We start from the raw sequence: 21067 nt of genomic DNA, 5'->3' as shown, positions 1-21067 counted from the left end.
AAATGGTAGGACCCTGTAATGGTCCTACCATTTTTTACTAATTAATTGCTATTAGCAAAATCAGAATGTGAAAATATATCAAATAACTATTTAACTGGAGTTTGAAATATCTATCATTTACTTTATAAATAGTGAAATGAGTATATTAATTTCAATTATATTAACAGAAAACAAGGATGGTAATAGCTGTGAAAGTTGCTCATTTCTTTTGATTACTCAAGTAATTACATATGCTTTTTTATCGGCTTCCGAATACATAATTCTAGAAAAACGGGTGCATCATTTTCAGACACAAGACGATTCCTCGCATTTTTTATAAGCTAAACGAATATGTTTAGCTATATTGAATTAATGCTATAGGAAGGAAGAAATTTGTGAGCAATACCCCGTCAGACGAAATTAAGCGTATTGTAAGTATCTTGAAGAAAGATCAATCTGAAGTAGGAACTTGGAATTATCCTTTTGAAACAGGTATTACAACCGATGCCTATATGATTATTTTATTGCGTTCATTAACTATTGATGATGAAGAAGAATTAATAAAGGAGCTAGTTGATCGAATTTTAAGCAAACAAGAAGACAGTGGAGCTTGGAAATTGTTTTATGATGAAGATGGTAATGTTTCTGCCACGATCGAAGCATATTACGCCCTTCTATATTCCGGCTATTGTTCTGACAAGGAAGTGCGAATGCAAGCTGCAAGACAGTTTATTTTATCAAATGGCGGAATAGACAAAAGTAGTTCGCTAACAAAAATTATGCTAGCAGTAACTGGACAAATTCCGTGGTCAAAAATGTTCACTATGCCCATAGAATTTGTTTTACTACCATTGTCATTTCCGTTAAACTTTTTTGACTTCTCTGTCTTTGGAAGGGCGAATCTCGCACCACTCATGATTCTCACTGATAAGAAATACACAATAAAAACAAATAAAAGTCCAAATATTTCAGATTTATATATGTCAAAACACACACAGTGGGACGAAGAATATGTAACAAGGATTCTTTTAAAAGAATGGAGCCCTTTTCTTTCATCGATTCAAAGAAAAGTGGAGGACCTAATAGGTTTACCAAAGCAAATTCAGGAACTTGCTGTAGATAAGACAAAACAGTATATGCTGGAACGAATTGAACCGGATGGAACCTTATACAGTTATTTTAGTTCGACATTTTTGCTAATTTTCTCTTTGCTTTCCCTTGGATATAAGAAAGACGATCCCGCGGTCATTCATGCGATAAACGGATTAAAATCAATGAAATGTCAAGTTGACGGCAAGACGCATATGCAATTCACTACACCAACGATATGGAATACAGCTTTAATTAGTTATGCCATGCAAGAAGCGGGCGTCTCAGAATTAGATCCTGTAATTAAAAAAGCAAATCGATTTTTATTAACACGACAGCATTATAAATTTGGGGACTGGGTCATACATAGTCCACAGAGTCTTCCAGGGGGATGGGGGTTCTCAAATATCAATACAATGAACCCAGATATTGATGATACTACTGCATCCTTAAGGGCTATCTGTAAAACAGTCAATATAAATACCAACGTTCATACGTCTTGGGACAGAGGAATCAAGTGGGTATTTTCAATGCAAAATGATGATGGAGGATGGCCATCATTCGAAAAAGGTGTAAATAAGAGCATTCTGTCTATGATTCCAATTGAAGATGCTGAATATTTACTTGCAGATCCATCGAGTGCAGATTTAACAGGAAGAACATTGGAGTTTTTCGGGAACTTTACTAACTTAAAGAAGAGCCATGACTCTATAAAGTTAGGTGTAAATTGGTTATTGGATCATCAAGAACCGAATGGATCGTGGTATGGCAGATGGGGTATATGTTACATTTATGGCTCCTGGGCTGCGATAACAGGACTTGTTGCAGCAGGATTATCACAGGACCATCCTTCCATTCTAAAATCACTCAAATGGCTACGTGATATCCAAAATCCAGATGGAGGTTGGGGAGAGTCTTGCAAAAGCGATAAAATGAAAACCTACGTTCCATTAGGGTCCAGTACATTAACTCATACCGCCTGGGCATTGGATGCGTTGATTGCAGCAGAAGAAAAAGTTACTCCGGAAATAGTAAGAGGTATCAATTATATTTTAGAAAATAATGATAAAGTTGATTGGACAACAGCTTATCCAAAAGGCCAGGGAATGGCTGGTAGTTTCTATATTCATTATCATAGCTATCGATATATTTTTCCTCTCCTTGCACTTGCGCATTATCAAAAAAAATTCACAAATGATATCCATACGTAAAAATCCATAAATCAAATTGAATATTACCTTATCATATTGAATATTTGAGGGACAATCTCAGAAAGAGCCTTAGTTGGCTCTTTTACATTCCAAATTAAATTTAATTTTTACGTAGACTATCAATACCCAAGTTTTTAATGGACTTCGCTATAACCTCATAACCCCTATCATTTGGATGGACTCTATCAAAAGATAAGTATTCCTGTTCATGAGAAAAGAAAGCGTTATAAATATCAGCCACCCTTACACGTGAATATTTTTCGGACTTTTTGATATGAAGATTAAATTTCGACACCCATTTAGTAGCTAACGGAAAATCCGGGAAGGGGTTGTAAAGGTTCGGGATTCTGATTATAAAATGATGGTCACAATCTTTTTTTATGTCATTTATTTTTCTCAACATATTTGAATAATTGGTTTGACAAGCAGCTAGTGCTTCCAAAAATACATTTTCATCGCCTTCATATTGGAATTTTCTAGTGGCGTTTATTAAGTCATTCCCTCCGGCAGTAATAGTGAGTATTTCTGACTCTTTAATATTTTTCTGAATATAATCATTTTCAAGTTCTTTTAATACATCTCCTGTCTCAAATCCTGGGCGAGCGAATACAAGTAAAGAAATTTGTTGTTCAAGCTCACCTTCAATATATCTTTTATATCTTTGAACAAACCCCGGTGCAAATAACGAAGAACCTATTCCTACGGACAATGAATCCCCTAAAGCGACATATGAAAACGTCATTAGATTTCCCACTCCTTTAGATTAATAGTCACCTTATATTTATTCATAAAGTTTTCTTGATGTGCCAGTATGTAATAAACTTTTCATATTGCAACACAATAGAGTCAAAAAAAGACGATGAACTCTAAGTTAAGAGAAAATCGTCTTTAAAAATAGAATTGTGTGCGGACATTGATATTACAATGGAATAAAGAATGCTTAAACGACTTTGATTGTCTTGCTTGTTTTATTCGGGTTTCTTTTTATAATGGAGACAATTAATAGAAGCATTCCTAAACGAATTTCTATATCAGCGATATTGAAAATTGCTGGCCACCATCGAAATGAGATGAAGTCGATGACATAACCCAATAAAATTCGGTCATAAAGATTCCCTAAACCCCCAGCAATTATTAGCGAGAAGCTTAGTTTTTCGATAAATGAAGTTGGTTTATACGTCCACTTCAAGTAGATTACTAACCCAATAACTAGCACCTGCAAAATAATAATGAATGTAGTATGTCCAGCTCCAAGACCAAAACTCATTCCTGAATTATGAATTAATTTCCATTGTAACCATTCAGGTATTACTATAATTGTTTCATTAATAGATAATTTATGCTCGAACAAACGTTTTGTACTAACATCAATCAAAAAGAAAAAAAGAGTGAAAAGCGTAAAAATAGGCTTCATTTTATCCAGTGTCCCATCCTGTGATTTCAAACTATAAGCGTCTCGTAAGTCAAAAAATCCAACTGATCTTCATGACCCATCCAAGAACGAGTCTCGATTCAAATTGAATTTTCCATATAGGATATAAAGAAGTAAAAGTAATCAATCTTACAATTCGATAAATAAAAAGAAGTCGATCGTAGTCGACTTCTTTTTAAAGAGATTAGATAGTGTAAGATTTGTACTGATAATACAATCTAGTTCCCATCTTTATATTATGCTTTTACCCAAGTGGCTTCAATTGGAATTCCAGCAGCTTTAAACATTGTGAATACTGGGCATCTAGCATCTACTATTTCTTTTAGTTCATCAACGCGTTGTTGAGTTTCGTCTGTTTTTACTTTTGCGTAAACAGAGACGTGATTAAAAAAAGGTTGTACGTCTGCTTGACCCATTAGACCTCTTGGATCTAATTCACCTTTCATATCAAATTCAATTCCTTGAAGATTGAACTTTATTTCTTTTGCGACCAGATTTGCAATCACATTTTCACAACCAGCAAGTGAAGCAAGAAGATTGGATATAGGATCAGGTCCTAGATCCGTTCCGCCCATATTTGCTGGCTCGTCAATCGTAAGTGCATGTTTATTTATATTAAGTTCTGATTTCATCTTGTTTGATGTTCCTGTTACTTGAAACTTCATCATATTAGTCAATGTTATTTCCTCCTTTAATTGAGTACAAGATAACCATAACCGATTCTTTCGAATAAGAACGTTAGCTAGCTTACATAAGATGAACCACAATGCTTTTAACAAATATCGTGTAGTAGAAGGATTAGATTACAATTAGAAACTAAAAATAAAAATAGACATCTCATTTTGAGATGTCTATTTTTATGTAGCTATTTTCTTTGATAAAAATTCTCCGTTATTAATCTCGCTAATAGAGTCATCATGAGTAAAAATTTTAACAAACTTAGATGAAAGGATTGGATCAAACTGTGTATTCTCATTTTGAATGAGCTGATCTAGAGCTTCATAATGGGACATTCTACTTCTGTATAGTGAAAATAGTCCATAAAAATCTCAAAGTTAGTATTAAAATTAAGCACTTTTCTTGGAATTTAAAAGAAATATTATGATTTATTGCTATGCCAATTTAAAGTTGCAAAATACGCTTGAAAGTAGATTAAGCTTTTGCAACTCACAAGAGCACCTCTTATATAAATAAGCATCTTATTTAATTTCATAGTGAAGGATTATTTGATTATTAACCGTTTAATCCTGTCTCTGATTGTCTACTCTATACAATATATGAATTTGAAAATGTATATATTTTCTTATCAAGGGTTACCATCTAAAGTGATGTCTGTGGACGAAAATAATCGTTTATTAGATTAAATTCAACGTTTTAAGTTTTAGATAATTGGAGCGGGAAGTAGAGTACTGCATATGTGCCACAAAGGAGAATTTTATGACTACCAAACCTAAAAAATCAAAGAGTGATGCAAAATTTGCTAATCGTTCCGCATTGTCAGGCCGCAATCTTTTAGGAGGGTTTTTGTTCGGTCTTGGCTTTGTCGCTTTTATAGATGAAACAGTGTTTCACCAACTGCTTCATTGGCATCATTTTTATGACAAGTCCACGAGGGATATAGGGTTGGTTTCTGATGGTTTATTCCATGCGTTCAGTTGGTTTGCCACTATTGGATCTGCATTTTTGTTAGCGGATCTTCATCGACGGAATGCTTTTTGGCTTAAAAGATGGGTGGGGGGCGTGTTTCTGGGGGGAGGTACATTTCAATTATATGACGGAACGATCCAGCACAAGCTTATGGAGTTACATCAAATTCGATATAATGTGAATATCATGCCCTATGACGTGATATGGAACCTATCAGCCTTTGCGATGATTGTAGTTGCTTACTTCCTTCTTGTGAATAACTCATCCTATCAAATAGGCACGAAAGGCTCCGATACAAATGAATAATCACAGTCATGACACCGCTGGAGTAATTTCACAATTTATCTTTGCTCTACCTCTTGTTATGGCATTAGGTTTTTATGTATTTGCTGTTATATTAACTGGACGCCGCTACAAAAAACAGTGGCCAATATATCGCATCGCTTTTTGGATTCTCGGTATACTTTGTGCTACCGCTGCAGTCATCGGACCCTTGGCAGAACGTGCGTACGATAATTTCACCGCGCATATGGTCAGTCATTTACTCCTTGGAATGCTTGCGCCACTTTTTTTGGTTTTTGCAGCCCCCATGACGCTTATACTGCGAACGCTTCATGTAACTCACGCAAGACGTCTTTATCGTATACTAAAAAGTTGGCCAATACGTATACTTAGTCACCCCGTCTTCGCATTAACCATTAATGTTGGAGGGCTGTGGTTATTATATACGACAAACTTATTCATGATGATGCAGCAAAACATATTTCTACATATACTAATCCATGCCCATGTATTCATCGCGGGTTACCTTTTCACTATGTCAATCATCTATATTGATCCGATACCACATCGAACGAGCTTTTACTTCCGTGCAATCGTACTACTAGTTGCTTTAACCACACACGGGATCTTGTCTAAGTACATTTATGCGCATCCGCCAAATGGGGTTTCAACTGTACAGGCTGAGACAGGTGGAATGATCATGTACTACGGAGGAGACGCCATTGAAGCTGTGCTCATTTTTATCCTGTTTTATCAATGGTTCAAAGCTACCCGACCTCGAGTGTCAGGTGCTCCTTCAAAACAACCGATTACTTTATAGTGAAAACAAAACAACCCCTCCAGCGGTGGAGAGGTTGTTTTTAATTAGGAGATAATTGGTTAGTTGCCCCAGTCAGAGCAGAAGTTGCCCCAGTCAGCACCAAAGTTGTCCCAGTCAAAGCAAAAGTTGCCTCAATCAGCACTAAAGTGGCCCCAGTCAAACAAAAAAGCTGCTGCAATCAAAGAAAAAGTTTTCAATTCAAATGAAAAACCGCTCAATCAAGTGAAAAGTAGTACTAACTATCGAAGAAATGATGTTTTTCTTACTATGGTTTCAAAATGAACTTAATGCTTTCATCTTCATGGTCATGAAATGTTTGATACGCTTTACTTGCTTGGTCCAACGGTACTGTATGCGTAATAATTTCAGTGGGATCTAATTCGCCTTTTGTGATTTTATCAAATAATAAGGGCATGTAGTTAATAACTGGTGCTTGGCCCATTTTCAACGTCACATTGCGCTCAAAAATATACCCTAGTGGGAACATATTGTACATCGAACCATATACACCGGTCAGTTGGATGGTCCCAAATTTACGAACTGAATTTAACCCGATGTCAATCGCATTTAATGTCCCGCCTTGGAGTTTCAGTTTTTGTCCAACTTTCTCCAGTGCATTTAATTTGCCGTCCATGCCAACACAGTCGATGACCACGTCCACACCACCGTTAGTTAATTCTTTTATATGAGCACCCATATCATCGTATTCATCAAAGTTAAATGCTTCAACTTTATTCATTTTAATCGCATGCTTTAGTCTATAAGGAAGATGATCAACTACGATAACTCGTTTTGCACCTTTCATCCAAGCGAACTTTTGAACTAATAATCCAACTGGACCTGATCCTAATACCGCTACCGTGTCTCCCGGCTTCAAACCAGAGTTTTCTACACTCCAGTAAGCAGTCGGAAGGATATCGGATAGGAAAAGAAGAGATTCATCTTCCAATTCACACGAGGGAGGAATGACAAAGGGCATAAAGTTTCCATAAGGTACCCGCAAATATTCTGCTTGGCCCCCTGCATAATCTCCATATCTTTCTGTTAATCCGAAATAACCACCGGAATCAACTTCTGGATTATCATTTGAGTTATCACATTGGCTTTCCATTGCATTTTTACAATAGAAACAAGAACCACATGAGACGTTAAATGGAAGAACGACACGGTCTCCTTTTTTCACTTTCGTAACTTCGGGACCAACTTCCTCTACAATACCCATTGGCTCGTGACCAATGACATAATCTTTTTTTGTGGGCATGGATCCTCTATAAATATGGAGGTCAGTTCCACAAATCGCAGTTGAGGTGATACGGACTATTATATCGTCCCGTTTTTCGAGTTTTGCATCTGGAACTTCTTTTACTTTTACATCTTTTGCACCTTGGAATGTTACTGCTTTCATAGTAGTTCACCTCATAATTTTTCAGTATGTGATTGATTAATTTGGATGAATTTCTTCGTTTGCAGATGGATCTTTTGTAACTTTTCTTGCAGGATCATTTATTACTTGTTTATTTAACTCTCCAATGATGTGAACATCGGTAAACATCATATCCTCATGCATGTCGAATATGCTCATTTTATCTGTTTGTACGTTATCTGGATTATCGCCAAAAGGTCCAGGTGCCAACTGTCGATCTTCTGAAGTGAATACCTTTTTCTTCATCTATCCTCATCCTTTCAATTTTTAGATTCTCGTCTCCATATTATGTGTTTTTAACTTTTCGCTATGCTTTAATTCAATAATTAACATAAAAAAGTATGAAAAAATATATGTTGTTCATAATAATTTGTAAAGAAAATAACGTAAATTATGCGCGTTTGAGCTTAGCCATTCATTTATTTTTAAACTTATAAAAGAAAGAGGTAATAGTATGAATGGAAGTACATCAACCGAAAGATATATTCCAATGACTACAGTAAAAAGTGGACAAGGAAAAGAAGTCGCTCCTGACATTTATAGTTTCACCATTCAATTTGTTAATGTTTGCTTTGTTGGAACTCCTGGACAAGAAGAGGGTTGGGTACTTATTGACGCCGGGACGCCAAAATCTGCACCAAAGATAATCGAAGAGGCAAAAGAACGATTTGGAGAACATGCAAAACCTAGAGCAATTGTTCTAACACACGCCCACTTTGATCACATAGGAGCGATTATGGAGTTAATTGAAGAATGGGACGTACCTATTTATGCGCATACATTAGAATTACCGTATTTGACTGGTGAAAAAAATTATCCGATTCCAGATAGTTCGGTGGATGCGGGGCTGATTGCTAAATTATCACCAATGTTTCCAACAGAAGCGATTGATTTAGGTAGTCGTATTCAAGCTCTTCCGGATGATGGTTCAATACCCTTTATGAAGGGGTGGCGCTGGATTCATACGCCTGGTCATACAGAAGGACATATCTCTTTATTCAGAGATATTGATCGAGCTTTAATTGTAGGAGATGCATTTGTTACAGTAAAACAGGAATCATTATACAGCGTGTTAACACAACAATTAGACATTCATGGACCTCCGAAATACTTAACGCCAGATTGGGTTTCTTCTTGGGAGTCAGTCAAGTTATTAGAGAAACTAAAACCATTACTAGCGATTACTGGGCATGGACATCCTGTTTCTGGTGAATGGTTAGCCAATAATTTAGCAATTCTTGCTAGGGACTTTGATAAAATGGCTATACCAAAACACGGAAAATACCTAAATAATTAAAATAGGAATTGAGAAGTTTAAAAACCTTCTCAATTCCTATTTTATGTCAGGTGTATAGAACCTAAATCTTTTGCAATTCCCCGCTAAACTCCTGTACCATTATAGTAAGAGGAGGCGACAGCTAGATGACGAAAGAAACCCAGCATACGATACTCGTTTACATGGAAGTCCAACGAAAAATTGATTTCTATTATAAGCTCCAAAAAATCACAACTTACCACGAACTGACTGTTACGCCTACAGCGGTGATCTCAGCAAAAGCTGAGTACGCACTCAATACAGTACTCGATGTTTCCTACAAACCCTTCTCATCTCAAGCGGGAATTTTATACCTTCATACAAATCAAGGTGTCTTCGCATTTTACATTCAAAGCAGCCCACAAAAATTTATCGATACATTTCGATCGTTCAAAATAGGGTAACTGTGAATGCAATCCTTCATAATTATATGGGGGATGAAGCACAAAAAAACACTCGCATACAAATCGAGTGTTTACCGTTCATTAAATGTAATTTCTTTCGTGAATTCTTTTAAATGATTTTGTGTGTCTTCGTAGTGCATTAAATAATTTGGTAAATAGCTATCATTTAACTGATAGAAGGGAATGACTTCGAAATTGCTCCAATTATCGTAATATCCATAAGTCGGCACGAAACTAGGATTTGCTAATGCGATAGTGGACTTACCTTCATAGGCAGTTTTGGTGATTTCTATTCCTCCGATGCCACCTATTAATTTCTCTAAACCTACTTGACCAGATAAAAAATTCCCTAAACTATACATGACAAATGTTCTCGAGCCGTCACTTCGTTCAATCCATTCGACGGGTTGCAGGACATGCGGATGATGCCCAATAATGATATCGACGCCCATGTCTGATAGTTCAGTAGCTAAATCAATTTGCGTTTGATTTGGTTTTTTTTCATACTCATTTCCCCAATGCATGGAGACAACCACAACATCTGAAATTAGCTTTGCTTTTTCAACATCCTGTTTTATTAAAGGTAAGTCAATTAGGTTAATTAAATATGGTTTTCCTTCAGGGACAGGTATACCGTTGGTTCCATAACTATAAGACATGAATGAAAAAGTAATATCGTTTTTCTTGATAGTCCGAATATCCTCACGATCTTCCTTTGATTTGAAAGCTCCTGTATAAAGCATCCCAATCCTGTCCCAATGATTAATGCCATTTACTATGGCTTTTTCACCACGATCTAAGGTGTGGTTATTAGCTATCGTTACAATATCAATCCCAGAATCTTTTAAAGCATCGCCAATTTCATAAGGGCTATTAAAAGTAGGATAACTGGAAAGGCCTAACTCTACTCCGCCAATCATGGTTTCTTGATTGGCAACGGCAATATCAGCTCCTTCTAGGAACGGTTTAACTTTCGTAAACATAGAAGAGAAATCATAAGATCCTTGAGGAGTTGATGCGTCTAAATATACAGCTTCATGGAGAAGAATATCTCCTATAGCAACCAGATGTGCACGTGTAACAATTGGTTTTTCTAGTTCAATCAGTGAAGGTTCAATCTTTTCCGGTACATTGATGGCAGGCACGGTTTCGATTGGTAAATCACTAGTAGGTAAATTTGAACAACCAACAAGTGTTAAACACAATATAAATAATACCAACAGCTTTTTCATTCGATTCCTCCAAAATATCTTTTCCACTACGTGAGTAATGATAAAACCAACTAATAACTCTTATTTATAAATGTTCAAAAAACGCAGAAATTGTATGTAAGATTTAAAACCCCAACTTAGAACATTTTAAGACGCGATCATTTTGATAAAATATGCAGGTGATAAAACAATCATGTATGTGTTTACATAGGAAAGCAATATTTTTTCATCTATACTAAAACCCGATTTTTAAAATAATTAACCATAAATAGGAAAATAATAAGAGTTATAGGTAAAGTTAATTGTGAATAAAAAATGTTTTTTTATAAAAAACTGATTCTTGTTCATTAATCAATCAATTATCTTATAAACGTTGATTTTACTAAGTATTTTATATAATTGTATAAAACAACGAAACTAAATGACAGCGTTTTCATACATTTAAATTTATAAAAATCCAAGAATAAATTTGTTCTGAATTTTATGTCAAAACGAATTTCATGGTATACTTTTCAAAATTGGAAGTGTACATGCAATGAAGTGTGTGAAGAACCCCTTCATGAAAAGAGTGAACATCTTTCAGCAATATTATTAGAGAGGGGACGTTGTCATGACAAAGAATGGGTATCCTGTATCTCAAGGTTTATACGATCCACAGCAAGAGCACGAAGCATGTGGTATCGGAATGATTGCAAATATAAATGGTAAACAGACACATAGTATCGTACAAAACGCAGTCAACATCCTTTGTAATTTGGAACATAGAGGTGGCCAATCCTCTGATACAAGCACAGGAGATGGAGCTGGCATATTAACGCAGATTCCGCATCGTTTTTTCCAAAAGCAATGTGAAAAAGAAAACATCATATTACCGCGAGAAGGCAAATATGGTATTGGAATGGTGTTCTTACCTAAAGATCACGAAATGCGAATGAAAAGCAAAGAATTTTTTGAGCGAATTATTGAAGAAGAAGGACAAACGTTTTTAGGCTGGCGTCCAGTTCCAATCAATGATTCTTTTGTTGGGAAAGTAGCGGCAAAAACAAAGCCAACTATTAGACAAGTATTTATTCAAGTGTCAGATGATATAAAAGATCAATTGGAGTTTGAACGAAAGCTTTACATTATTCGTAAACGAATTGAAAAGGAATTAGCAAGTGTAAAAGGTTATGAAGATGTCTACATCAGTAGTTTATCTACTCGAACCATTGTCTACAAAGGAATGCTAATCCCCGAACAACTTGATTCATTTTACATCGATCTAAATCATCCAGAATTCAAATCCGCACTAGCACTCGTGCATTCACGTTTTAGTACGAATACTTTCCCTAGCTGGAAGCGATCACATCCAAATCGCTATTCAATTCACAATGGAGAGTTTAATACATTACGAGGCAATGTTAACTGGATGCGTGCACGTGAGCATCTGTGTGAGACGGAATTTTTTAAGGATGAAAATTTGAAAAAAGTTTTACCTGTTATCGATGCTGACGGAAGTGATTCTTCGATGTTTGATAATACATTTGAGTTTTTACACCTTTCTGGGCGTTCACTTGCTCATACAGCCATGATGATGGTGCCAGAACCTTGGGCAAATGATAAGACAATCAAAGAAGAAAAACGTGATTTTTACGAATATAATAGTACTTTAATGGAGCCATGGGATGGACCGGCTGCACTTGTATTTACAGATGGCAAACAAATTGTTGCATGTCTAGACCGTAATGGACTAAGACCAGCGCGTTATTATGTAACAAAAGATGGCATGATTGTCCTTGGTTCGGAAGTAGGGGCATTGGATATTTTTGCAGATGATATTGAATATAAAGAAAGACTTGCTCCAGGTAAAATTCTTTTAGTAGATTTGGAGAAAGGGACTATTGTTCCTGATGAAGAAGTCAAACTTCAAGTTGCTTCAGAGAAGCCTTATAAAGAGTGGCTGAAAAATCTAAAAGAGTTAGATGATATACCCGAAGCGTCTGAACAACCACCCGTTCATTTAGGTGAGCAACTGTTAGAGCAACAGCTTGCATTTGGTTACACAAGAGAAGAGCTAAATAAGATCATTAAGCCACTTGTTTTAGACGGTAAAGATCCAGTTGGTTCCATGGGTTATGATTCACCGCTCGCTGTGTTATCGAAAAAGCCACAACTGCTTTATAACTATTTTAAACAGTTGTTTGCGCAAGTCACGAATCCGCCACTAGATGCGATTCGTGAGCAAATTATTACGATGGTTGAAACAACAATAGGTGCTGAAGGTAATTTGGTGAACCCGGATGCCGACAGCTGTAATCATATTCGTTTAAAAACGCCTGTGCTAACGAATCAACAACTAGAAAAACTTCGTCAACAACAGCTTGATGGATTTAAAGCGTCAACGTTCTCGACGCTGTTTGATGCAACAGAGGGTCAAGGGAATATGGAAAAGGCACTCCAAGCCATTTTTGAGAAAGTCGATCAGGCAGTAGAAGAAGGAACTACACTTCTAATTCTATCTGACCGAGGAGTGACAGAAAATCAAGCGGCAATCCCTGCACTCCTTGCTGTTTCTGGACTGCAGCATCATCTAATTCGCAATGGGTCACGTACAAAAGTGAGCATTTTGATTGAGTCGGCTGAACCAAGAGAAGTGCATCACTTTGCTACTCTTATCGGTTATGGTGCAGAAGGAATAAATCCGTATCTTGCATTTGATACCGTACGTGATCTGGTAGATAAAGGTGATATCATCATTGATTCATTTGATCAAGCGGTAACGAACTATATTAACTCAGTAACAGATGGAATCATTAAAATACTCTCTAAAATAGGGATTTCAACGATTCAAAGTTATCGAGGGGCTCAAATTTTTGAAGCGGTTGGTATTCATATGGATGTCATCGAAAAATATTTCACACGAACATCTTCACGTTTAGGTGGAATAGGCATTGATATGATTGAAAAAGAAGTGCTAATGCGTCATGAAATAGCATTTGGTGAAAATAGAGGGAGCAATAAAACCTTAGATGCTGGAGATGAATTCCAATACCGTTCAAACGGAGAAGATCATCAGTACAACCCAAGCACAATTCACACACTCCAACACGCTTGTCGAACAAATAACTATGAAGTTTTTAATAAATACACGAAAATGCTGACAGATGAAACAACAAACTTGCAGTCATTACGTGGTCTTTTGAAATTTAAAGATAGACAATCAGTGCCAATTGAAGAAGTAGAATCTGTAGAAGAAATTTGCAAACGATTCAAAACGGGCGCAATGTCTTATGGAGCTATTAGTCTAGAAGCGCATGAAGCTTTAGCGATTGCGATGAACCGTGTTGGCGGAAGAAGTAATTCTGGTGAAGGTGGAGAAGGAATTGATCGTTTTACACCTGATGCAAATGGAGATTCTAGACGCAGTTCTATTAAGCAAGTAGCATCTGGTCGATTTGGTGTAACGAGTCACTATCTGGTTAATGCAGATGAGATCCAAATTAAAGTTGCCCAAGGCGCGAAACCTGGTGAAGGTGGACACTTGCCTGGGAAGAAAGTATACCCATGGATTGCGGAAGTACGTGGCTCTACGCCAGGTGTTGAACTAATTTCACCACCGCCGCATCATGATATTTACTCGATAGAAGATCTTGCGGAGTTAATTTATAATTTGAAAAATGCCAATCCACGTGCGCGTATTAGCGTTAAGTTAGTATCCTCGGTGGGTGTTGGAACCATCGCAGCAGGTGTTGCTAAAGGTAGAGCAGACCTTGTATTAATTAGTGGCTATGATGGCGGAACAGGTGCTGCACCTCGTTCAAGTTTGAAGCATACAGGTTTACCATGGGAAATAGGGTTAGCTGAAACTCACCAAACTCTTCTTTTGAATGGACTTCGTGATCGAATTGTCGTTGAAACGGATGGCAAAATGATGACGGGAAGAGACATTGTAGTAGCAACATTACTTGGAGCAGAAGAGTATGGCTTTTCAACGGCACCACTTGTCGTACTTGGTTGTGTCATGATGCGCGTTTGTCATTTAGATACTTGTCCAGTAGGTATCGCGACTCAGAACCCTGAGTTACGTAAGAAATTCGCAGGGGATCCAGAGCATGTAGCAAACTTCATGCGTTTTATTGCCACACAAACAAGAGAAATTATGGCTGAACTTGGCTTTAGAACAATCAACGAAATGGTTGGCCGCACAGATGCTTTGGAAGTGAACGAAGCAATTGATCATTGGAAAGCGAAAGACATCGATCTTTCGGCACTCCTTTATTCACCAGATCTTCCTGCCAAAGTTGGTCGCTATCATTCAGTTGATCAAGATCATGAATTAGAGAAGACACTCGATTTCCAAGAGTTGATTCCAATCTGTAAAAAAGCAATTGAAAACCAAGAGCCAGTTGTATTTACAACGGCTATTCGTAATATAAACCGTGTAACAGGAACGATGCTCGGTAGTGAAATCACGCGACGTTACGGTGAAAAAGGATTACCTGAGGATACGATTCAATTAACACTTAAAGGATCAGCTGGGCAAAGTTTTGGCGCATTTATTCCACGTGGAATGACACTTAGACTAGTCGGTGATTCCAATGACTTTGTTGGGAAAGGGCTATCTGGAGGGAAAATTATTGTTCATCCAGATCCAATTGTCACATTCACACCAGAGAAAAATATCATCATCGGTAATGTTGCTTTCTATGGTGCGTCTGCAGGTGAAGCGTATATTCAAGGAATCGCTGGAGAACGTTTCTGTGTCCGTAATAGTGGAGCCAAAGTGGTTGTTGAAGGCGTGGGAGACCACGGCTGTGAATACATGACTGGTGGAAAAGTAGTCGTTCTAGGTTCAACGGGACGAAACTTTGCAGCAGGAATGTCAGGCGGTATTGCTTATGTATTTAATGAGGATGAAACATTTGTATCAAAATGCAATGCCGAACTAGTTCATATGCTTCCTTTGGAAAACCAAGAAGAGTTGGACGAAGTATACAGCATGATTGAAAAGCATGTGGAGTACACGGGTAGTGCACTTGGAAAACGAATTTTAACGTATTGGGAAAAGTATGCACCACAATTTGTGCGTGTAATACCTAAATCTTACTTAAAGATAAATGATCGTATTAAAGTACTTGAAGAAGATGGCCTATCTAGTTTCGATGCTCAAATGGCTGCCTTTGATGAAAGCAATAAAGCATACGAGACTGCAAAATAATGAAGCGAAAAGGAGGGATCTGATGGGCAAGCCGACCGGGTTTATGGAGTATGAACGTCAAGCGCAGCGTGAACGCGATCCACTTGATCGAACAAAAGATTGGAACGAGTACACGGAAAAGATGTCAGAAGAAGAAATCCAACAACAAGGGGCGCGCTGCATGGATTGCGGCGTTCCGACTTGCCATACAGGAATCGAACTTGAAGGTGTGACAACAGGTTGCCCAGTTTATCATCTGATACCTGAGTGGAATGACCTCGTTTATCAAGGTCAATGGAAAGAAGCATTAAATCGAGAACATGAAATGAATAACTTCCCTGAATTTACAGGTGTAGCTTGTCCTGCACCATGTGAAGGTGCATGTGTACTTGGTATTAACGAGCCTCCTGTTGCTATCCGTACGGTTGAACGGGCAATTATTGAAAAAGGCTTTGAAGAAGGCTGGGTTGTACCTGAGCCTCCCGAGAAACGTACAGGTAAAAAAGTTGCGGTGATTGGGTCAGGACCAGCAGGACTCGCAGCAGCAGCTCAGCTCAATAAAGCAGGGCACTTAGTGACGGTATTTGAGCGCAGCGATCGTGTTGGTGGGCTTCTGACGTACGGTATTCCTGAAATGAAGCTACCATACGAGATGGTGATGCGCCGCGTGAACATACTTGAACAAGAAGGAATTACGTTCGTTACAAACACAGAAGTTGGAAAGAACTACTCTGTTGGAAAACTTAAAACAGAGTTTGATGCAACTATTTTATGTGGTGGTGCAACGGTTCATCGGGATGTTCAAGTGGAAGGTCGCGAATTAACGGGCGTCCATTACGCTATGGATTTCCTTCATGCCAACACGAAAAGTTTGCTTGATTCAAACCTTAAGGATGGCATGTTCCTCCCTGCTAAAGGGAAAGATGTCATTGTTATTGGCGGTGGTGACACTGGAACAGACTGTTTAGCTACCGCTGTAAGACATAACTGTAAGAGCTTAACTCAGTTTGATATTTACGATAAAAAAGGAGCAATTCGTGATGAGCGAGGCAACCCTTGGCCACAATATCCTGTGGTACATCGTATTGAATATGGTCAAAAAGAAGCGGCGAGTAAGTTTGGTGAAGACCCACGAGCTTATGCTGTTCAAACAACAAAATTTGTTGGTGATGACAATGGTCAAGTAAAAGAAGTGCACACGGTTAATGTTAAACTTCGAATTGATGAAGAAGGCAATCGTATCCGTGAAGAAATTCCTGGTACAGAGAAAGTATGGCCAGCAGACCTTGTGTTGCTAGCTATTGGATTTAGTGGACCAGAACAAGGACTTCTTCAGCAGCTAAACGTGGAAACAAACGAAAATTCAACGGTTAAAGCTGAATACGGCAAGTATGCAACGAATGTTGAAAGTATCTTTACAGCAGGGGACATGCGCCGTGGACAAAGTTTAATCGTATGGGCAATCAACGAAGGACGTGAGGTAGCGAGAGAATGTGATCGTTACTTAATGGGCGCGACGGTATTGCCATAAATAAGTGTGTTATGAAAGCAATCTTGTTAGTCAGCGTAAAGCTGATTAATGAGATTGTTTTTTTGTTGAGGAAGAAATTGTGAGAGTTGTTGCTCTTGAAATGATATATAGTATATTTAACAACTTTTACACTATAATCCTTTATAATTTTTAAGACACTATATATTGTGTTTTAAAAATATTTGCATACTATATATTGATTTAAATGAATTGATATTATATACTTAAAAAAGTGGTATATATGGTAATAAAGACCTTGTAAAAACTTGTATATAAATTTTGAATATTCTATCTGATGTTCCTATTGTTACTGAAGCTTATTTTAACTTTTTACTAAGAGCATGCAACTAGAAATGGATATGGATGGGGGAAGGCAATAATGAAAGTCAAAACAATGGGTAAAAAAATGCTGACATTGAAGCAAATTAATAGTAAAAAACGAGAAATGTATAATATGGCAAAACATTATGGCCTGGTACATCCCTCTGTTGTGGCATGCAGTCAAGAGTTGGATAGGTTATTGAATAAGTATCAAGGGATTCATCAATATGATCATGTCGTTTAATGTTTCATCAATATAAACAATGCTTCTGAGCTATAAGGTCAAGATGAAAGATTCAGCGGAGTGGCGGTATAGGATTTACTCGTTCTTATTAGGCAATCTTCCCGCGGGTGAGCGTCCGCCGCTCTCCTACAACCTTTACGTGCACAGATCCTTTAGCTTGGCGAGTCTTTAGATTAGAGCTGTATCCACTAGGGTTTTCGGAACGCTTTGGACTGCACACCCGCTGCAATCATAACCTAGTGAATGAGAAAGAAGATAGAAGTGACGTTGTCACTTCTATCTTCGCTCGTTCTTATAGGAAATCCTGCGGCGTGTGTGAGTCCGTCGCTCTCCTACAACCTTAACGTGCACAGGTCTTTGGTTTTGGGTTATTAGAGAATAGATACTTACTGCAAAAAGACAATCGGCCGAAGATACAATTTCGGCCTCTATTTGCATTCTTTATACTATTCGCGATCCCATAAACCCACAGTTATATGGTGCGTTCTCACATGCTATCCCGTTCTAGGGTGAGACACTGATGTTCTAATATTGGTGATTTCATAGCATCAGTTTGAGCGTATCCACTATGGTTTCCGGATCGCTTTGGACTGCACATCCGCTGCAACCATAACCTAGTGAATGAGAAAGAAGATCGAAGTGACGATGTCACTTCGATCTTCGCTCGTTTTTATAGGCAATCCTGCGGCGGGTGAGCGTTCGTCGCTCTCCTACAACCTTAACGTGCACAGGTCTTTGATTTTGGGTTACTAGAGAATAGACACTCACTGCAAAAAGACAATCGGCCGAAGATAAAATTTCGGCCTTTATTTGCATTCTTTATACTATCTGCAATCCCATACCCTAATTCATATGGTGGGTCTCACATACTATCCCGTTCCAGGGGGAGACACCAATGTTCTTATATTGGTGATTTCATCGGCAAGTAAATTCACACAGGAGCGTAGCGAAAACAAAACTCTTCAATTACTCTTCGAACTGCACACTTTATCAACTAAGGCTTTCGAATAGCTATTACTCTATCTTTCCAACAGTTAATCAAGCGGCGGCTGCGCGTCCGCCGCTCTCTTGAAAGCTTTAAATGCAGGGTTTTTAAGTTTGTAGGAAAAGTTTGGCTGAAGATGTGGACACTTAATCGTTAGAGCATAACTTGCCCTATGTAAATAATGACTATGGATATTTATGTTAAAATAAATATAAGGTTGTGAAGTTCTCACTTCAACTAAGAGACCAGGTTAGTTGAGGATGGCAATGCTATTTGAAAGTTATCTGTTATAAACTAATAGGGTGGGTGTTGTTAAATGAAAGATGTAAGAAAACTAATTCATACAAGGAAAACAGGTGTTGATGAATTAGACATAAAGGCAGCAGAAGATAAGCTAGGTGCAGTTTTCCCAGAACAATATAAAGAACTATTCATGTTAGTTAATAATGCCGAAATAGGTGAATGGATACTTCATCCTATCAAAGATCATAGAAATCCTAAAAAGACTTGGGATGATATTGTTAGACAAAACACTGAAGTCAGAGAAGAAGATATGTCGAAAGATCTTATTGTAATCGGTGATGATAGTTCGGGAGATAAATTATGTTATAAAGTCAATAACGGAATAATGGAGAATGAAATTTATCTATGGTATCACGAAGAAGCAGAGCTTGAAGAATATGCACCTAATTTGAAAGATTTTATTATTCTAATCTCAGAAGAAGTGACCGAAGATGATTTTGAGGAATAACTCTATCTTCAACGGCAAACTGTCTGTAGTTGATGGAAGTTTTACAACAAATTCTGGTTATTGATCTCAGAAGGGGATAGAGGCATGAGAATTTTAGTTGATATGATTTCTAGAAGACTGCCACTACTCATAGTTTTAGTGGCAATTTTTACATTTCTTTCACCTGTTTATTGGAAGGTTGCACCATGGGTTCCAAGTCTGCTCTTAGGGGTAGTCATATTTTTCGCGGGTCTCTCAATGAATATTTCTGCAATTAAAGGAATTCGTGCAAAAAAGAAAGAACTATTTTTAGCTGTTCTATTAAAATGGACACTAACCGTTTTCGTATCGATTGGGTTAGCTTATGGATTCTTTTCTTCTAAGCCAGAAATTGCAGCTGGTATTATCTTAGCAGGAACAGTTCCGAGTGGTACAGCAGCAACATTGTATACATTTTTGGCAGGAGGTAACGCATCGCTAGTAATCGCTGCATCATTACTAGATATTGCCATCAGTCCAATTGTCACACCTCTTGCAATGCTCGGACTTTCTGGAAGTCAAATAACGTTATCGTTCTTTAAGTTACTACAATCTTTTTTCTTCATTGTTTTTCTACCTTTAGGGATAGGACTTGTTATTCAGCGTCTACTCCCACAATTAGCATCTCATTCTAGATTAATTACAAGATTCGGATCTTCTCTTGCCTTATTATTAATCATCCATACAATAGTAGGTCATGGTTCAAAAGCAATCAGCCTCGAGCTTGATATCTTACCTCTTATAGTGGTTGTCACCTTTATTCAAGTGGTGTTCCCAATGGTAGCTGCATATTTTATCGCAAAAAAGCTATCAATTGGGGAGGAGGATGCTCGTGCTCTTCTTTTTCAAGTAGGGTTATGTAACTCTGCGCTTGCTGCTATATTAGCATTTGAATTTATCGGGGAACTTGCAGCGATTGGTCCAATGGTTAACATGATTATTAATCTATCTGTAGGCTCGATGATTGCAAATCATTTCGTGAAATCGGATAAAATTGCATCAAAAAAGTCTTCGATTACACAGCGCTTTGAGTTTAATTCAGGAAAGAATGTACGCTAAATACATAAAAGAATACAGAAGCAAGCAACTTAGAGCATTTTCCCTTCTATAAAGTATCTGTAATAGGGCAGACTGTCACGTTCTTTTTTTAATTATGGTTGATAGGTATAATCTGAGGTTTCTATTTACATACTTGGAATATCAACAACTTTGATTGAGGAGGAGTATT

The 21067-nt window shown here is 37.6% G+C and carries 17 protein-coding genes; 10 read left to right on the top strand and 7 right to left on the bottom strand.

The window, feature by feature from the left end:
* Positions 1 to 374 precede the first annotated feature (374 nt).
* Positions 375 to 2279, top strand: a complete 1905-nt coding sequence (gene shc / locus C406_RS0110265; protein WP_017380532.1) for a squalene--hopene cyclase — start codon at positions 375 to 377, stop codon at positions 2277 to 2279.
* 100 nt (positions 2280 to 2379) lie between these two features.
* Here shc and C406_RS0110260 read toward each other — a convergent pair whose 3' ends face one another.
* The 4 genes from C406_RS0110260 to C406_RS20735 all read right to left on the bottom strand — a co-directional run bounded on the left by C406_RS0110260 (position 2380) and on the right by C406_RS20735 (position 4724).
* On the bottom strand, positions 2380 to 3021 hold the full coding sequence (locus tag C406_RS0110260; RefSeq protein WP_017380531.1) for a GDSL-type esterase/lipase family protein: 642 nt from the start codon (positions 3019 to 3021) through the stop codon (positions 2380 to 2382).
* Positions 3022 to 3219: 198 nt separating this feature from the next.
* Complete coding sequence (lspA, locus tag C406_RS0110255) at positions 3220 to 3693, bottom strand: signal peptidase II (RefSeq protein ID WP_017380530.1); 474 nt, start codon at positions 3691 to 3693, stop codon at positions 3220 to 3222.
* A 254-nt stretch (positions 3694 to 3947) separates the two neighbouring features.
* Positions 3948 to 4388 (bottom strand): OsmC family protein, encoded by a 441-nt coding sequence (locus tag C406_RS0110250; protein WP_017380529.1) that lies wholly within the window; start codon positions 4386 to 4388, stop codon positions 3948 to 3950.
* 180 nt (positions 4389 to 4568) lie between these two features.
* Positions 4569 to 4724 (bottom strand): hypothetical protein, encoded by a 156-nt coding sequence (locus C406_RS20735; RefSeq protein ID WP_192812597.1) that lies wholly within the window; start codon positions 4722 to 4724, stop codon positions 4569 to 4571.
* Between the two features lie 424 nt (positions 4725 to 5148).
* Between C406_RS20735 and C406_RS0110245 the strand changes: the two genes are divergently transcribed.
* Complete coding sequence (locus C406_RS0110245) at positions 5149 to 5664, top strand: DUF2243 domain-containing protein (RefSeq protein ID WP_017380528.1); 516 nt, start codon at positions 5149 to 5151, stop codon at positions 5662 to 5664.
* Positions 5657 to 6460, top strand: a complete 804-nt coding sequence (locus C406_RS0110240) for a cytochrome c oxidase assembly protein (RefSeq protein ID WP_017380527.1) — start codon at positions 5657 to 5659, stop codon at positions 6458 to 6460. The genes C406_RS0110245 and C406_RS0110240 overlap by 8 nt, the downstream gene beginning before the upstream one ends.
* 265 nt (positions 6461 to 6725) lie before the next feature.
* On the opposite strand, the gene C406_RS0110230 is transcribed toward C406_RS0110240, so the two are convergent.
* Together C406_RS0110230 and C406_RS0110225 are read right to left on the bottom strand one after the other, a co-directional pair.
* On the bottom strand, positions 6726 to 7865 hold the full coding sequence (locus C406_RS0110230; protein WP_017380525.1) for a zinc-dependent alcohol dehydrogenase: 1140 nt from the start codon (positions 7863 to 7865) through the stop codon (positions 6726 to 6728).
* A gap of 36 nt (positions 7866 to 7901) precedes the next feature.
* Positions 7902 to 8129 (bottom strand): hypothetical protein, encoded by a 228-nt coding sequence (locus C406_RS0110225; protein WP_017380524.1) that lies wholly within the window; start codon positions 8127 to 8129, stop codon positions 7902 to 7904.
* Between the two features lie 208 nt (positions 8130 to 8337).
* Between C406_RS0110225 and C406_RS0110220 the strand changes: the two genes are divergently transcribed.
* A complete protein-coding gene (locus C406_RS0110220; RefSeq protein ID WP_017380523.1) occupies positions 8338 to 9180 on the top strand; it encodes an MBL fold metallo-hydrolase in 843 nt (280 codons plus the stop codon).
* Positions 9181 to 9305: 125 nt separating this feature from the next.
* On the top strand, positions 9306 to 9602 hold the full coding sequence (locus C406_RS0110215) for a hypothetical protein (RefSeq protein WP_017380522.1): 297 nt from the start codon (positions 9306 to 9308) through the stop codon (positions 9600 to 9602).
* A 71-nt stretch (positions 9603 to 9673) separates the two neighbouring features.
* Here C406_RS0110215 and C406_RS0110210 read toward each other — a convergent pair whose 3' ends face one another.
* Complete coding sequence (locus C406_RS0110210) at positions 9674 to 10834, bottom strand: CapA family protein (RefSeq protein WP_017380521.1); 1161 nt, start codon at positions 10832 to 10834, stop codon at positions 9674 to 9676.
* A gap of 589 nt (positions 10835 to 11423) precedes the next feature.
* Here C406_RS0110210 and gltB point away from each other — a divergent pair.
* The 5 genes from gltB (at position 11424) to C406_RS0110185 (ending at position 20898) form a co-directional block, all read left to right on the top strand.
* Positions 11424 to 16010: a glutamate synthase large subunit gene (gene gltB / locus C406_RS0110205; protein ID WP_017380520.1), complete on the top strand. Its 4587-nt coding sequence runs from the start codon at positions 11424 to 11426 to the stop codon at positions 16008 to 16010.
* A 22-nt stretch (positions 16011 to 16032) separates the two neighbouring features.
* Entirely contained in the window at positions 16033 to 17520 is a 1488-nt protein-coding gene (locus tag C406_RS0110200; RefSeq protein ID WP_017380519.1) for a glutamate synthase subunit beta, read from the top strand.
* Between the two features lie 379 nt (positions 17521 to 17899).
* Positions 17900 to 18085 (top strand): aspartyl-phosphate phosphatase Spo0E family protein, encoded by a 186-nt coding sequence (locus C406_RS0110195; RefSeq protein WP_017380518.1) that lies wholly within the window; start codon positions 17900 to 17902, stop codon positions 18083 to 18085.
* A gap of 1301 nt (positions 18086 to 19386) precedes the next feature.
* Positions 19387 to 19821 carry an SMI1/KNR4 family protein gene (locus C406_RS0110190; protein WP_017380517.1) on the top strand — a complete coding sequence of 145 codons (435 nt, stop codon included), beginning with the start codon at positions 19387 to 19389 and terminating at the stop codon, positions 19819 to 19821.
* Between the two features lie 84 nt (positions 19822 to 19905).
* Entirely contained in the window at positions 19906 to 20898 is a 993-nt protein-coding gene (locus C406_RS0110185; protein WP_017380516.1) for a bile acid:sodium symporter family protein, read from the top strand.
* Positions 20899 to 21067 lie beyond the last annotated feature (169 nt).

Source organism: Paenisporosarcina sp. TG-14 (assembly GCF_000297555.1).
Taxonomy (GTDB): Bacteria; Bacillota; Bacilli; order Bacillales_A; family Planococcaceae; genus Paenisporosarcina; species Paenisporosarcina antarctica.
The sequence above is the reverse complement of the archived record's forward strand: the minus strand, read 5'-3'. Positions and strand labels throughout refer to the sequence as shown.

Bases quoted from the DNA above. Each gene is read 5' to 3' on its own strand.
- C406_RS0110260 (WP_017380531.1), bottom strand. From the start codon at position 3,021: ATGACGTTTTCATATGTCGCTTTAGGGGATTCATTGTCCGTAGGAATA.
- lspA (WP_017380530.1), bottom strand. From the start codon at position 3,693: ATGAAGCCTATTTTTACGCTTTTCACTCTTTTTTTCTTTTTGATTGAT.
- C406_RS20735 (WP_192812597.1), bottom strand. From the start codon at position 4,724: ATGTCCCATTATGAAGCTCTAGATCAGCTCATTCAAAATGAGAATACA.
- C406_RS0110245 (WP_017380528.1), top strand. From the start codon at position 5,149: ATGACTACCAAACCTAAAAAATCAAAGAGTGATGCAAAATTTGCTAAT.
- C406_RS0110240 (WP_017380527.1), top strand. From the start codon at position 5,657: ATGAATAATCACAGTCATGACACCGCTGGAGTAATTTCACAATTTATC.
- C406_RS0110230 (WP_017380525.1), bottom strand. From the start codon at position 7,865: ATGAAAGCAGTAACATTCCAAGGTGCAAAAGATGTAAAAGTAAAAGAA.
- C406_RS0110225 (WP_017380524.1), bottom strand. From the start codon at position 8,129: ATGAAGAAAAAGGTATTCACTTCAGAAGATCGACAGTTGGCACCTGGA.
- C406_RS0110220 (WP_017380523.1), top strand. From the start codon at position 8,338: ATGAATGGAAGTACATCAACCGAAAGATATATTCCAATGACTACAGTA.
- C406_RS0110215 (WP_017380522.1), top strand. From the start codon at position 9,306: ATGACGAAAGAAACCCAGCATACGATACTCGTTTACATGGAAGTCCAA.
- C406_RS0110210 (WP_017380521.1), bottom strand. From the start codon at position 10,834: ATGAAAAAGCTGTTGGTATTATTTATATTGTGTTTAACACTTGTTGGT.
- gltB (WP_017380520.1), top strand. From the start codon at position 11,424: ATGACAAAGAATGGGTATCCTGTATCTCAAGGTTTATACGATCCACAG.
- C406_RS0110200 (WP_017380519.1), top strand. From the start codon at position 16,033: ATGGGCAAGCCGACCGGGTTTATGGAGTATGAACGTCAAGCGCAGCGT.
- C406_RS0110195 (WP_017380518.1), top strand. From the start codon at position 17,900: ATGAAAGTCAAAACAATGGGTAAAAAAATGCTGACATTGAAGCAAATT.
- C406_RS0110190 (WP_017380517.1), top strand. From the start codon at position 19,387: ATGAAAGATGTAAGAAAACTAATTCATACAAGGAAAACAGGTGTTGAT.
- C406_RS0110185 (WP_017380516.1), top strand. From the start codon at position 19,906: ATGAGAATTTTAGTTGATATGATTTCTAGAAGACTGCCACTACTCATA.